This is a genomic window from Streptococcus oralis, assembly GCF_023611505.1.
GTDB classification, from domain to species: Bacteria; Bacillota; Bacilli; order Lactobacillales; family Streptococcaceae; genus Streptococcus; species Streptococcus oralis_CT.
In genome coordinates, this window is sequence record NZ_CP097843.1 from 1,990,241 (window position 1) to 2,004,686 (window position 14,446).

Consider the following 14,446-nt stretch of genomic DNA (forward strand, 5'->3'; position numbering starts at 1 on the left):
CATATTCGATAATGGCAAAATCGTTTTTAAAGGGACAATGAAATTCTGACAAGAAAAAAAGCCTCAAGTAATTGAGACTTTTGTAAGTTAATCTGCGATTCCATTGAAATCATAGAAAGCATTGTCTTCTTTGTAGCCACGACGTAGTTCAATGATTCGGATTTTTTTACCACCCTCGGTCAAGACCACTTGATAATAAGAGCGAGCTTCTTCAGGTTTATCTATATCTTTATAATCAACAGCTATTGTAAAGTTATCCTTTCCTTTCAGCTGACTCTCTAAACTAACAATAGTCCCTCTGAAAGCGGCTGGAATCCTCTTCACTTGTTCTTCTGAAAGAACACTATACTTAATGTCTCTATCATCACCATTTGAGACTGTCTTATTCTCTTTATCAAATTTTACGGTAGATCCTGCTCCACCCGTAAAAACACCGCTCTCATAACCATCTTCTGGAGAAGAGCCTGTATAGCTATCCTTTAGCACATTTTTAGCAATAGAATCAGGTGATTTTTGACCACATGCTCCTAGTAAAATCAAGGCTAACCCTACTAAAACAATTCTTAAAAAGTGCTTTGCTTTCATCATTTTTTCTCCTAATCATTATTTACCTCATTATAACAAACATCATTTTTTCTTGCAAGTGTTTATATAACTTATTGTACATCTTTTTAGATAACTTCATCTGCAAAGAAATCATCTCCGTCATCATAATAATCATAGTCACCGTGAATAACACTAGCTGCAGCTGCCTGGAATAATTCATCTGTAGATGTAAATGATTGGGATTGTACCTTTTGTCCTTTACTGTGACGACCTGATAGTTTAGGAGTTTCGCCATTGTTGCTGAGGAGAGGCATAGTCAAACGTTGCCTCCAGTCTATGATGTTGTTGAAGGCTGTACCAGCATCAACTGCTATCTCCTGAAGCTCTAGCTCACGGTGTGCACTTTCGACTGGAATATCCGCAAGAGTCATCGATGTATCAAACTCCTCTTGTAAGAACATGTACTTGTAAGGGAAGCTGTTCTTATCATGTGCGAAGATTGGATCCGTTGTGACCTTACGTCCAACATTATCCCGTCCCTTGACCCCACGTAAGATAACCGCTTCTCCTTCCTGGAGCTTGGCCAATTGCGTTGGTGTCAACAATTCTTGTTTTGGATTCTCGACAGCTACGTTTGGATTGGCTTCGTCCAGAATATTGCTGGAACGCCGTCTTCTGGTGATGGTACGTGTACCCAACTCAGCACTAAATTTCTTATTGGTATCTGGAGACGTTGTTTTGATGTAAACCTTCAACGAACAGTTATCCATAATCGTTTGAGCAACATTTTGACCATAGACATCATATAGTTGCTCCAGGTTTTGAATCCATAGGTAATAGAGAATGTTTTGCCCCAATCCAATGGAGATTTTCTTATCCATGTGAGGAATGGCTGGCATGTTTGTAAACTCATCCAAGATATGGAGAATGCGATTGATACATTTCCGACCATTTGATAAGGCAAGCTCATAGTTAGCATTGAATAGCTGATCTAAGAGTAAAGAAACAATCCCATTATACTCTGTTCGGTTTGGCGGTGTTACCAGGTAGATGACTTTGGGTTTATCTGAATAGACCAGTTCAATATCCGACTCCTGAAGAAGATTTTGGGTATCTTCTTTATCCTTTAAGACGGTTATATCGATATGATCTAAAATCGGCTTCTTGGTATACTCATCTAGTTCTAGACTATCTCCATCTTTTCGATAGACTTTCTCAGCTGAGAATTGAAAGACTTGATCCCGAACTGAAGACTGACCATTGTTCTTATGATTGAAATCAATCGTTACCGTAAACTGATCTGGAAGTTTAGGCTCGATGGCATAGGTCAGATATCCTTCCCCATCAACAAGAGCTGTAGCTTGCTTCACATAGTCAACTTTCTTTTCGACTTTCCCCCATTTCTTCAATCCTGTAATCGTTACTTTAGCAGTCTTGTGCTTGAACTCGTTTTTGAGTTGGCTATTGGTGCTTGATCTCAGCTTGACAGACAATCGACGTGGGAAGCCAACAGACTCTAAATCAATAGAGTTTTTAGAAGTCAGTTTGGCCACATTGTCTTGTAAGAACAAGTTGATCCCTGTCATCATGCTAGAGTAGACATTACCTTTAGTCTCATCACCACCAAAATCTGAAGCACGAAATTCAATATCCGCCATTTGTCTAAATTTCGAGAATTGTTTTTGATTGACCTGTCTCAAATTATCAAAATAGACTGTGATTTTTGACTTCTTCGACACTTGTTGTTCTCTGCTTGGATTCTCGACGATTTCTCCAGCACCATCCACAAAAACTTCTTCAGATCCCATTGTCGCCAAGAATTTCGCAACGTTAGGGATGGTAATGGTATCCCAGGCATCATCTTCACCATTTTGATAGGTTTCATTAGCTCGATCCATCAAAGCCATTGTCAGAGCATTAAACAGGGATATAGAAGACTTACGGAAGTATTCCGCATTTCCCTTCTCTCCTCCCTTTTGTTTGGGATAAATGGATTCTGCGACTGCGTTGACATAGGTTTGAGTCTTCTCATAGTAACCCTTCTTTGCGGCTGCTATGGCCAAAGCTAGGGGATTGTAAGACATAGACCAATCCATATTTTGGAAAGAAAGAACATTAACTTCATAGCCACGTTGTCTCATGAGTTTATAGGAGGCTTGATAATGCTCCCCTTTCGGATCTGCAAGAACCATCGATGGCTGCAATTCCGCACGACTATTGATTTCAATGGCTGGAGTGATCTGACCTTCCCCCTTACCTGAACGAGTCATCCCAATCCCTAACAGATTCGTTGGCTTATCTTCAATGTAGTAGTAACCTGAAGGAAAAGCTAACATGCCTAAAATCCGTTCCGCATTGGTCACATATCGACTGATTTTCCTATTTTGCCATAAGATTTGGGTTCTGAGTGTTTGCCCTGCTAAATCATGAGTCAGCTCATGAAATACTGGAGCCCCACCTTCACCTGGATAAGTTAAAGCTTTATTCGGAATCTTTTTGTATTGACGACGAATTTCATCAATCGTCACAAATCGGTCATCTCCCTCTTCATTATTGTTATAGTCTCGAAACTGCTCGAAGTTTATCCAGGCAGATTTCCAGGCGATAACTAAGCCCAATAGAAAGATTGGAAATGCTAAAATCGGTGCTATCAAGAAGACTTTAGCGTTCAATAAACTTTGAAATAAGAGGCTGTTTAAGTCAAAGTTTACGGCCTTACTAGCATCTTTAAACGACCAAATACTAAAATAGAGAAAGCGGATTGTAGCTCTCAAAACAGTAACCAGGTAATTGGTTAAGATAAAAGCAATAAAGCTAAAACCTAATCCCATATAAACGAAGCTGCGGTAACTTTTAAAATAAAGAATGGGTTTCATTTCTTTATCAAAACGTTTCCGTTCTCGTTTAACAAAAGGGAGGGTATAGAATATCCTGAAGAAAACATTCCAAAGAATGAGAGAGACAAGCGCAAAGATTTTAGGTAAGAATGACTTCATTCCATTGAGCAGCCCTCTAACTGATTTGAACCATACTTGTTTCCAATCAATTCCTTTACGATTTTTCCAACCTCTTTTTATTGCTTGCCTTAGACTACTCTTTCCTGCTAATAACCTTTGATAGCTTCTTAAAAAATACGGCTGGAAGAGTTTGAATAGGTAATAACCTGCTACCCCTAGAAAAAGGAAGGTATTGAGCCAACTGGCTCGAATCAGTTGGATAAGGGTATAAAATACTACTTCAAATAACTCAAACAAGCGACTACCCCCTTACACCTTCCAAGAACCATTCCATTTTTCGAGTATAGAAGCTCGAAAAGAGAAATATGTGAAACTGTAGCCTTGGAGAGGCTTTCTCATAACGGTTAAAGTAATTTTCTAACCATTTCTCCCCATCCAACTGTAGAACATTCAATCGACTAGATCGACTTTGTTCTAAGTAATTGGTCACCTGAAGAGATTCTGCAATCAATTCATCAGACAGATAATTGTATTTTTGTCTTGCCATTGTTGCACTCCTTTCTTATTATTTCTTAATTCCCCTCTATTCTAAGGGATAATATCAAATTCTTTGTTAAAGGGACAAAAGATATTGTTATATCATAAGTTATATAACTTTTTGTACAACAAAAAAGCACACAAGTGTTCTTGTATGCTTTCAATCCCTTTAGAATGGGGATTCTACATCCATTGGTTCAGGATAAGATGGAGGAATAGAACTTGGTATCGGCTGAGAAAAGCCCTGTTGGTCCTGCTTACGTCGGTTAGATGCTTCCCTATTTTCAAGGAAAGAAATTCCTCCTTGTTGATTTGGGGAAATAAACTGATACGTCCGACGTTGACCTTGTTCATCATTATAAGGTCGTTGGATAATTTCTCCTTTTAAGAGGATTGGAGAGCCTTTAGATAGGCTCTGAGCCATCAATTCTGCTTGTTTTCCGTATACTTGCACATGGAAGAAACTAGAAATTGGTTTATTTGTATCATCATTCATACTCGAATCACAAACAAACTCAAATTTGAAACTGGCATGACCATTTTTAGTTTGACCTACTGCATCACTTGGGATGAATGCAACACGTCCAGAAGCGATAAATACTTGCATTTTTTCTCCTTTCAATAAAGACCACAAGAGAGTCTTTATTCAACTTGTGGTCATCATTTCATTTTAGTTCGTCAAATTAGTTTTCTTTCGACTTACGAAAGCCTGCAAGACTCAACAATCCCAAAATCATTCCCACAACTGGAAGCATGCTTGCTGCTGTTCCAGTGTTTGGAAGTGATGGCTGCGGTTGTGGCTTGCCTGGTTCTTTAGGCTCTGGTTTTGGAGGCTCTGGCGTTGTGGTTGTCACTTTCGCCGTCATCTCTTGTAAATTGACTGTATTGATAAAGGTATTCTCAACTTCTCCAGCCGAGATACGTTGTACTTCGATTGTGAAGTCCGCATCGAAGCTACCCTTAACTCCTAAAGAGTTTAGGAAGTCCTGGTTGATAACGTAAGACCATTTGCCTGCTTTCTCGTCCCATTTGACGGCTACAATCTTCTTGAGGAAGTCAGGATTTGTATCCTGGTTCACTTCAAACAAGAAGGCATAAGCTGTACCTTTGGCAATCTTGTCACCAGCCTTGACTACTTTGCCATCCTTCAGGATGACATCATATGGCAAGATAAGGTCTTTAGCAGCTGTATACTCTGTCCCCTTGAAAATCCCTGACCACTTACCTGTGAATCGATCATGAACCACATCCAACTGGTCACTACCATCATATTGGAAGAGGCCATCATGTTTGGTTGGAACGGTTACACCGTCAAGTAGATAGCGGATGTATTGGCCAATCTGTACTTCTTGGCCATCCAAGACTTTTTTATTATCTTTTTGATCCAGGGCATGTTTCTCTGGCTTCACATCGGGAACCGAGACAGTGACAAGGTTTGATTGATAGCTATTGCCAAAGTCGATTTGCTTAAAGCTATTTTCAACTTTATCCCCTGCTTTAACCAGGAGCTTAGCTGGGAGATCAATCGTCACGTTTTTATTTTGCTTCACGTAATTTTGGTAGAAACTCTGAGAGTTCTTCGGTGTCCAAAGATAGAACTCACCTTTAGGGTTAAAGTTTAATTCTTTCAGAATCTTATTGATTGCATCTGTACGTCCTTTGTCTGAAAGGACGTGATGCATCTCAAAGAGATCTTTCACATCTTGTCCTGCAGCAGTCATCTTGATATTGCTGTGGTCAACTGTGAAGGCATTGTCTTGAACATCATCCAGGATAGCAAACTTCTTACCAAGTGCTTGCGCTGAAGCAAGAGTTTTGGTGTATGGGCTGTAATCTGTCATTAAGCGGAAGGTCACGTTACGATCAAATGTTGTCGCATTATTGATATCCTTACCAGAGCGATCCAGAACCGATTTTACTGGTTTAGGTGGCTTCGGTGTGTAGTTCGTAACAGTGTTTGAGAAAACTTCGTAGTTATTCACTAACACTTTATAGGTGTTATCATAGAAACCTTTATCATAGATTGGCTTCCAGGTAATCACAGGAGCTTCTAAGCGTTTCCCTTCGTAAGTCGCAGTAAAGGTATACGTATTCTTTACTGCATCATAGATAACGCCCCACCCTGCTTTCTCTGCAGCTGCCTTTGTAACAGCTACATCAGGAACTGCTCCAGCTTCAAGTGGATCAATGATGGTAATCTTGTCCCCTTTTTTCAGGTTCGCATAGATATTGTCATGATTCAAGGTGTAGGTCTGAGTAGCATTTTTAACAACTGTTTGACCGTTTGTGTTGGTCTTATCTGTATCTGCTACAGATTTGCTGACAACTGGCTTATACTGCAATTTATAGCCGTGATAGTTTGCTGATAACTTCTGATTTTTCGTCTCAGAAAGTGTTTTAAGAGCCAAGGTTGGCTTAGCTGGATTTTTCGCTTTAACCAATTCAGCTGATACAGGTTCAGTCTGAACTGGCTTCACGGTTGTTTTTGTGATAGTTGCAGTAGCTGGAACTTCAACGACTGGCGCTACAACCTTTGTATTCAAAGCAAACCAATAGGTTTGGCCATTTGGACTTTCTGGTCCATCCCATTGAATGAATTCGGTTGTGAAGGCTGTCCCTTCCTTAAAGACTCCAAGAGCAGCACCCTTGTACTGATATGCTGAAGAGGAAGTATCCCAAAGATGACCTACCTCTTCCTCACGATTATAGTCTTCTGCATAAACATAGCCATAATCCTTGTTTTGAGTAACAGTTGAGCCATTGATTTCAACATGTGTCCCATTGATGGCTTTTGCACCTTCCCACCCGATAGGGTTGTGGTTTAGAGACGAGTAGGTTAAGGCTGCAGGTGTCTTTTCAGAAGCCTTGAAAGCTACTTCTTGGCCTTCCTCATTGTTGTAGTAGTAGGTATCTGTAACCAGGAAGTTCATGTAGTCCGCAGCTCCACCTGTTCCATCGTTTCGAGCTACTACAAAGCCCTCAGTCGGATCATTTAAGACATAGACATCATTTAGGCCCGTTTTACCTTGGTTTACAATTTGAAATTTTCGATGGATACGAGAAATATTGTGTTGTTTCCCATCCTCGGTTGTGACTGTTAAGCCGTTTAACCCAGTATAATCAATTTCTGTTGTCCAACCATTGCCCACATCTTTGTATTTCAAGACTTTGGTTGAGTCTAGAACACGAGTATAGCCTGATGTTCCATTTGATGAAGCGATGTAATCTTTGGTAGTTACCTGCGCTCCTGAAGCAGAGGATTCTACTGTTGCTTCAGGATTAGCTGTTGCAAGACTTAGAGCCTGTAAGACAACCTCTTTTGTGAACCCTTCCGTACTTGTTTTAGATTGAAGTTCATTGTATTTCTTCTGCCATTCAGCCTGGTTCTGCTTAGCTTTATCAAAGGCCGTTTGGTTTTGTTTGGCAATTTTGTTGGCTTCATCTACTGAAGAAACTTCCTGTGTTTTAGAAGTTAAAAGTACACCAGATTTTTTCAAATCTGCTGACTTACGATCAGCATCTTGATTGACTTGATCACTAGCATTCTTCTTCTCTGTGTAGGCAGCCATCAGGGCTTTGTTAAGCTCCACTTTGCCTTTTGCAGTCGCAATAGCCTGGTCATTTTGTTTCTTCAATGCTTCTACTTCTGCGACTGAAGAGACCGTACGTGTAACGACTTTAACGTCAACCTTTTCTTTCTTCAGCTGTTCAGATACGCTTTCTACCGCTTTGTTTAGAGCAGTAGCTTGTTCAACAGTAGCATCATACTTAGCTTTTTCACCCAGGTATTTTGTTACTGCTTGTTGGTTATCTGACAAGACCTGTTTAGCTGTTTGAGTAGCTTTCTTGTTTTGGTCTGCTGAACCATCTGTGGCAGTCGAACCTTCATTCGTCACTGTGACAGTTGTTGCCCCTTCATGCTTGGCTTTTTCATCAGCTACAAATTGATTGTTAGCGTGAATAGCTTCCTGTGCTTCCTGGAAGGCTTCATTGTTTTTGACTTGTTTTGTAGTCGTTTCTTCCAGTTCCTTGACTTGCTTGTCCTGATCTTGTTTAATCTCAGACTTAGACTGTTCAAGTTTGGGAGCAGTGGTATCTGTTCCCTTATCAACACTTGATGTTTCAGATACAACTACTCCAGCTTTTTTGGCCTTGTCAGCAGCCTTTGTGACTGCTCCATTATCAATCGCTACAGACTGGCTTCCTGTTGTTTTGCCAGCTTGTTTAGCGTATGCGTTGTTGTCGTTTTTAGTTTCAGGCTGTACTGCTTCATCCGCAAATGCTGAACCTGCAGAGAAGGCTACAATACCTGCAACTGCAATTCCTGATACTAAGCCTTTAGCCCATTTTTTCTTACGGAAATATCCGTGTCCTTTTGTTTTTTCTGTCATTTAATTGTTTCCCTTTCCATTTCACCTTAAAACATTTTCTTCTTGTAGACGTAGCTGACTGCCGTCAACAACATAGCCCCAATAGCACCCAGAATGCTTTCTGCCGTTCCTGTGTTTGGAAGTGTTTTTAACTTCCCATCTTTATCAGTAACAGAGATAGTCTTATCTTCATTGACAGTACCTCCGACCTCTTCAGGAGCAACCACTGAACCATCTGAAAGAACTACGTTTCCGCCTTGGGTGCTAACAATTGACGCACCTGTATTTGTTTCAACAGGCTCTTTTGTCACATCATGAACTACTTGACCTGTTGAGGTTGAAGTGGTTCCAATTTGTGACTTCCCTTGCTGGTTCGCTTGATCAGTAGTTTTTGGCTTTTCATCCGGAACACCATCTAAACTACCTGCATTATCCTTGTCTTGTGGCTTATCTGAAGGTGCTGGTTTATCAGCTGGCACTCCGTCAAGGCTACCTGCGTTGTCTTTGTCTTGTGGTTTATCTGATGGTGTTGGAACACCATCGAGACTACCTGCATTATCCTTGTCTTGTGGCTTATCTGAAGGTGCTGGTTTATCAGCTGGCACTCCGTCAAGACTTCCTGCGTTATCCTTGTCTGAGGGAGCTGTTGGATCAACTGGAGTAACTGAAGGAGCCGTTGCTTGATCTGCAGTTCCTTCAGTCTGTGTTGTAGTTGGCTTTGTTGGAGAAACGATTTCTGTCGTTGGAGCAGAAGAATCGATTGGTGCAAGCTCGTCTGCCGATGCAAATCCACCAGCTTGTGCAAGTGCGATAGTTGAAAGTGCTAATGTAGCTAATACTTGTTTCTTGTTCATTGTGATTTTTCCTTTTCTAATTTTTAAGATAATTTGATTCTTTTGGTTCTGTTTCTACAACAAATCCATATTTTGAAGAATCAGAAGCTTTTACATCAAAAGTTAATCTAACGCTAGATGATTTATCCCCTCTTTTGACAGACAGGATATAGGAAACCGTATATCTTTGAGTTTCTGAATCATAATTCAATTTCTCTAAAATAACGGACTGTAAAATTCCTTCTTTCGGTTTGGTAAATTTTGCATCACCTTCAGAAAGAAAATCTACTAGGTTTTCTTTTTTGCCCGAGTAATAAGAAGGTAAGAAATAACGGCTAAATACATCAACCTCATTTTTCGTTGAAATGATAAGTTGGGTATTTTTTTGTTCCTGGTATAAGAAATTTACTTTTTCGGACTGGCTTGATAGTTGAGCGAAAGCAAAAAATACGCAAATGATATTTATTACTGACAACACTCCCAAACCACCTAAAAATAGATAAATTTTCTTCAGGGAAACTGACTGCTTTTGAACAATAGGAGGGGCAACAGTTATTTGACCTCCTGCTTTTAGATCATGTGATGGACGATTTGGTTGTGAAACAGCCATCGTCTCACCTTCAGCTGGGAAAAGAGGAAGAGAAGAATTGGACAATCCCATACTTTGTTTATATACAGGATAAATCTGGTTCTCAAAATACTCCCTTTTTTCTTGATAGCTGTAATTTGCAAATTCAGAGCGAGTAAGTATCGCTTGAATGAGGGGAAGCAGGAGATTTTCATAGTCTTCAGTAATCAGAAATGGACTAGCATAAACCTCCCCTTCTGTCACCACGCTTTTCCCTTCTAGATGGGCGATTGCCACTTTTTTCAGCTGAAACTGACCATACATCTGTTTCAACTCTCTAAATAACAACTCGGCCTGTTGAAATGTTAGGTAGGGTAAACTTTTTGAAATCGGCTGAGAATAATCAGAAAGATGATCCAATCCCTCAATGATATCAAGTAATTCACTATCATCTTCTGGACCTCTTCCATCTTCCCAGGTGATTTCTAAAAATAGATCATCTGTAATCGTACAGCAACCTTTATTAAAGAGTGAAAAAGCCATAAATCACCACCCCTTAACTTTTCACGAAATCAAAAATCCATTCAATAATACTTGGTCCCGCTGAAACACCAATAATTGCAATTGCAATAGACACCCAATTTTTTTTCATTGAGGCTTTTAACTCCCGTCCACCAAACGCATAAATGAGCGAAGTGACAACGGCAGCTAGACCAAATAGCGCAACACTGACTAGCTGAACTTTTGTAATTCCTTGTCTTGCCAAGTTATCCGACTTAGCAAATGGATCGTCCGCATAGATTGTAGATCCTGTTAGGAATAGGGAAAGGCTCAATAAAAACATCTGTGATTTTGTTTTTACTTGCTGAAGTTGTCTTGTCAAATAGTTTTTCATAGAAATCCTCCTTTGTTTTTTTGACAACGTTAGTATAATAGATAATTGAAAAAAATTTTTTAAAGGGACAATCATTTTTTTAAGGTGAATTTTAAGAAAATAATGCTTCACCAAATGACGTTTTTTCAGCTTCGACATCGAATAATATTTTTCTTTTATCTTCACGATGGTGTTCATCTGGCGAATCACCTTCTACCCAAAGATGAAAATGATACTCTTGGTTGTGATCAGATAAGTTCAGAAACTCTTTAGAAATTAAAGGGAGAACCTTATGTTTAATCACTCTTTCCAGTGGTCGTGCACCATCTTTTATATTTGTTCCTATATCCAATAAATAAGTAACCAAACTTTCTTCATAAGAAAGAGTCAACCTTTGATTCTTCATTCTTTCTTCGATTTCTGATAGATGTTTGACAATAATTTCCTTATTCACTTCCTCGTCTAACATGTTGAAAATCAATTTATATTCAATTCGATTGAGAAATTCTGGTCTGAACCTAGTTTCTAACTCCAACGTCATGCTCTTTTCAAACTGAACTTTATCCCTGTCGGTTAGCTTTTTAAAATTCCCTTTTAATTCGTACTGCTTAATAATTTTTTGAGAACCAATATTCGTAGTAATAATAATAATCGTATTCTTAAAACTCACTTGCCTTCCAGTTGAATCAGTCAAACGTCCTGCATCAAGCACCTGCAAAAATAAATCTACAACTTCTGAGTGTGCTTTCTCCACTTCATCGATCAGGATAACGCTATAAGGTTTTTGTTTAACCTTCTCAGTCAATTGACCTTTCGTTCTAGTTTGACGATCGCCAATCAGCTTTGTAATATCTCCTTTTTGCTTATACTCAGACATATCAAAACGAATGATTGCCTCTTCATCATCAAACATTCCCTCTGCTAGTGCCAAAGCAAGCTCTGTTTTCCCAACTCCTGAAGTGCCTAGAAACATGAAGGAAGATAGGGGCTTTCTTTGATCCTGTAAACCAGCTTGTGCAACAGTTATAGCGTTCACAACAGCATCTACAGCCTCATCTTGGCCTTTAACACGTCGTGATAGCTTTTCTTTTAAACCATCTAGCCTTTCCTTGTCACCTTTCAAAATCGTCGTGACAGGAATACCTGTTTTATTTTTCAGCACCTCTGCAATTTCTTGCTTCCCGACATGGGCTAATTCATTTGTAGAACAAATTGTCGCTGCTTCATCTATTAAGTCGAAGGCTTTATCAGGTAAAAATTGATCTGGTATGTAGCGAACAGATAGAAGTACAGCTTGTTTTACAGCGTCGGAACTAATAGACACCTGGTGAAATTTTTCATAAATAGTTTTAGCTTGTTCAAGAATTTCAATCGCTTGAGTAGTTGTCGGTTCAGAAACCATAATTGGCTGCATCCTTCGCTCTAGCGCTCGGTCCGTTTCGATATATTCATGAAATTCATCTAAAGTAGTTGCGCCAATCAATTGAATCTCACCACGTGACAAAACTGGCTTAATAATATTTCCAGCATCCAGAGCCCCTTTATCTGAACCTCCAGCACCAACAATTGTATGAATTTCATCAATAAAGAGAAGGTTTTCTCCTTTGGTTTCTACCATCTCCTCAATAATTTTTTTAAACTTAACAATAAATCCTCCATCCTCATCTGACATTAAACTAGATAATTCCAAAGATCGCACTGTCAAGTTTTTTAATTTTGGAGATACCTGGTTTCGTAAAATGGCCAAAGCAAATCCTTCAACAATGGCTGTTTTACCAACTCCAGCTTCTCCCACTAAAATTGGATTGTTCTTGGTTCTCCTGAGAAGAGAGGTCTGAACAGCTTCTACTTCTTTATCACGTCCGTACACCTGATAATCTTCTGCTTTTTTTGAAACTTTTTCTGTCAAATTATCTGTATAACGATCTAAATAGGGTGTTTTTTTCTTTTCTTCAGTAGTCACACTTAATCACCTCTTTCTTTTACTTCTTTGATTTGAAGAGTGAGCTTATCTTTTATCGCATCCACAAATTCTCTTGGATTAATTTTCCCTTCTCCTATCTGAGATAGAAACATTTCCCAGCCTCCTGTTGTCCCTGGATCAGAAAACTCATTGTCATAGAGATAATTGATAAGTAGATAGGCTTTGTTGGTAGGCGTTAGTTGACCTGTTTTTTTATCTTTAACAACATAACCCTTACTTTGAATTTTTTTAATGATTTCTCCTCTAGTGGCTTGTGTTCCCAAGCCATATTTAGGAAATATTTGGCCAATCAATTGGCTTTCTGTTAATCTTTTGGGTGGTTTTGTTTCACCCTCTATAATCTGAACTTTCGTCTCAATTTTATCTCCCACTTGATAATCAGGAACTTCAACAGGACCTCGTACCTTTCGTGAACTCCATTCAGCCCATCCCAACTTATGAAGCGTTCTACCCTTTGTTTTAAAAACAAAACCATTATTTTCTACTTCAATTGTTTTGGTTGAATAATAACAATCATCCGCAAACATCAAGATTGCCTGCTTCACAACTGCTTCATAAATCAGTCGTTGGTCAGTTTTTAAATTTGAAAGGTTTGGAACTTTTTCAGTCGGAATCAAGGCTGAGTGGCTTGTACCAGATACTTTTTCATCATTAACATAATCTTCTCTAGGCTCCAAAAACGCTGGCTGAAAATGACAATTAATGGCCCTTTGATAGACAGATAGATTTTCTTTTAAATCATCAAATTCAAAGTGACTGATGTATTCTGAGTCTGGTCGTGGATAGGAGAGAAAACCTTTCAAATACAGTCCCTCTACAATACTCTCTGTTTTACTTGAGTCAAATTTCCAGGCGCTTGCTGCAAAACTTTGTAATGCAGACAAGGTAAATAGTTGTGGAGCTGATTTCTGATGTTTTTCTACCTCAACTGAAGAAATAATAGAGGTGGCTGATAATCCCCTTGAAGAGGCTAAAATAGCTTCACTATCTTTAGTTTTATCTTTGGTAGTAAAGAATACCCCATTTTCCTTATCCTCCAGCTGAAGTTTCCAATATTTTTCTGGAGTAAAGTTGCGAATCTCTAAATCATTCTCACAAACTAGTCTGACCGCTGGTGTTTGAACTCGACCAACCGATAGATGGCTACCTTTTGTTCGAGGGAGTTGTCCTCTTGCTTGAAGATCAATCGTTGCAAGAGGTGATAAGTTCATTCCTACCAACCAATCACTTTGTGCACGTGCTTCAGCTTCTAAATAGTAATTGTAGGTTTCTGAAGGTTCCTTTAATTCCTGAAAAGCTTTTTGAAGAGCTTTCTTCGTCATGGAGCTTGCCCAAAGCCGTTTCCAAATTTTCTCCTTGCCTCCTGGTATGTGCGATAAAATAGAGTACGCAATCCGCTCTCCTTCTCTATCAGCATCCGTCCCAATAATCACTTGATCCGCTGCTACCACTTCATCATAGATTCTCTTAAATTTTTCTCTGGAACCCTTGTCCTCTTTCAGATGTTGCTTAAATGAAACATTTGTAAGAGGTAATTTATCAAGTGACCAGTTGTCTGGTTCGCTGTATTCAAATAGGTGCCCTTCAGCAGCCACCACATGTACTTCAGCTGGAAAATAGAGTGACTGCCTGATGGCATAGACACCTTTCTTTTTACTAAATTCTCCCAAAGCTGTAGCATAAGCTTCTGCCTGTTTCTCTTTTTCAGCCAGAATAACTATAACCATATCATTCTCCTTCTACTTCATTTTCTGTCATTGTAAGCTATAATTAAAAA

At 39.2% G+C, this 14,446-nt stretch carries 10 protein-coding genes; all 10 read right to left on the minus strand.

Annotation, left to right across the window (positions count from 1 at the left end):
• Positions 1 to 87 precede the first annotated feature (87 nt).
• The 10 genes from M9H69_RS09980 to M9H69_RS10025 all read right to left on the minus strand — a co-directional run bounded on the left by M9H69_RS09980 (position 88) and on the right by M9H69_RS10025 (position 14,396).
• Positions 88 to 588 (minus strand): hypothetical protein, encoded by a 501-nt coding sequence (locus M9H69_RS09980; RefSeq protein WP_250315537.1) that lies wholly within the window; start codon positions 586 to 588, stop codon positions 88 to 90.
• Between the two features lie 83 nt (positions 589 to 671).
• Positions 672 to 3,800: a VirD4-like conjugal transfer protein, CD1115 family gene (locus M9H69_RS09985; protein WP_250315538.1), complete on the minus strand. Its 3,129-nt coding sequence runs from the start codon at positions 3,798 to 3,800 to the stop codon at positions 672 to 674.
• A gap of 4 nt (positions 3,801 to 3,804) precedes the next feature.
• Entirely contained in the window at positions 3,805 to 4,050 is a 246-nt protein-coding gene (locus tag M9H69_RS09990) for a hypothetical protein (protein ID WP_000113750.1), read from the minus strand.
• A 159-nt stretch (positions 4,051 to 4,209) separates the two neighbouring features.
• Positions 4,210 to 4,647, minus strand: a complete 438-nt coding sequence (locus tag M9H69_RS09995) for a single-stranded DNA-binding protein (RefSeq protein ID WP_250315539.1) — start codon at positions 4,645 to 4,647, stop codon at positions 4,210 to 4,212.
• 76 nt (positions 4,648 to 4,723) lie between these two features.
• Positions 4,724 to 8,431, minus strand: a complete 3,708-nt coding sequence (locus M9H69_RS10000) for an SspB-related isopeptide-forming adhesin (protein WP_250315540.1) — start codon at positions 8,429 to 8,431, stop codon at positions 4,724 to 4,726.
• Between the two features lie 26 nt (positions 8,432 to 8,457).
• Positions 8,458 to 9,264 carry an LPXTG cell wall anchor domain-containing protein gene (locus tag M9H69_RS10005; RefSeq protein WP_250315541.1) on the minus strand — a complete coding sequence of 269 codons (807 nt, stop codon included), beginning with the start codon at positions 9,262 to 9,264 and terminating at the stop codon, positions 8,458 to 8,460.
• A gap of 16 nt (positions 9,265 to 9,280) precedes the next feature.
• Positions 9,281 to 10,354: a hypothetical protein gene (locus M9H69_RS10010; RefSeq protein WP_250315542.1), complete on the minus strand. Its 1,074-nt coding sequence runs from the start codon at positions 10,352 to 10,354 to the stop codon at positions 9,281 to 9,283.
• Between the two features lie 13 nt (positions 10,355 to 10,367).
• Positions 10,368 to 10,706 carry a conjugal transfer protein TrbC gene (locus M9H69_RS10015; RefSeq protein ID WP_250315543.1) on the minus strand — a complete coding sequence of 113 codons (339 nt, stop codon included), beginning with the start codon at positions 10,704 to 10,706 and terminating at the stop codon, positions 10,368 to 10,370.
• Between the two features lie 91 nt (positions 10,707 to 10,797).
• Positions 10,798 to 12,648 (minus strand): AAA family ATPase, encoded by a 1,851-nt coding sequence (locus tag M9H69_RS10020; RefSeq protein ID WP_250315544.1) that lies wholly within the window; start codon positions 12,646 to 12,648, stop codon positions 10,798 to 10,800.
• A 2-nt stretch (positions 12,649 to 12,650) separates the two neighbouring features.
• Positions 12,651 to 14,396 carry a type IA DNA topoisomerase gene (locus M9H69_RS10025; protein WP_250315545.1) on the minus strand — a complete coding sequence of 582 codons (1,746 nt, stop codon included), beginning with the start codon at positions 14,394 to 14,396 and terminating at the stop codon, positions 12,651 to 12,653.
• Positions 14,397 to 14,446: the final 50 nt, after the last annotated feature.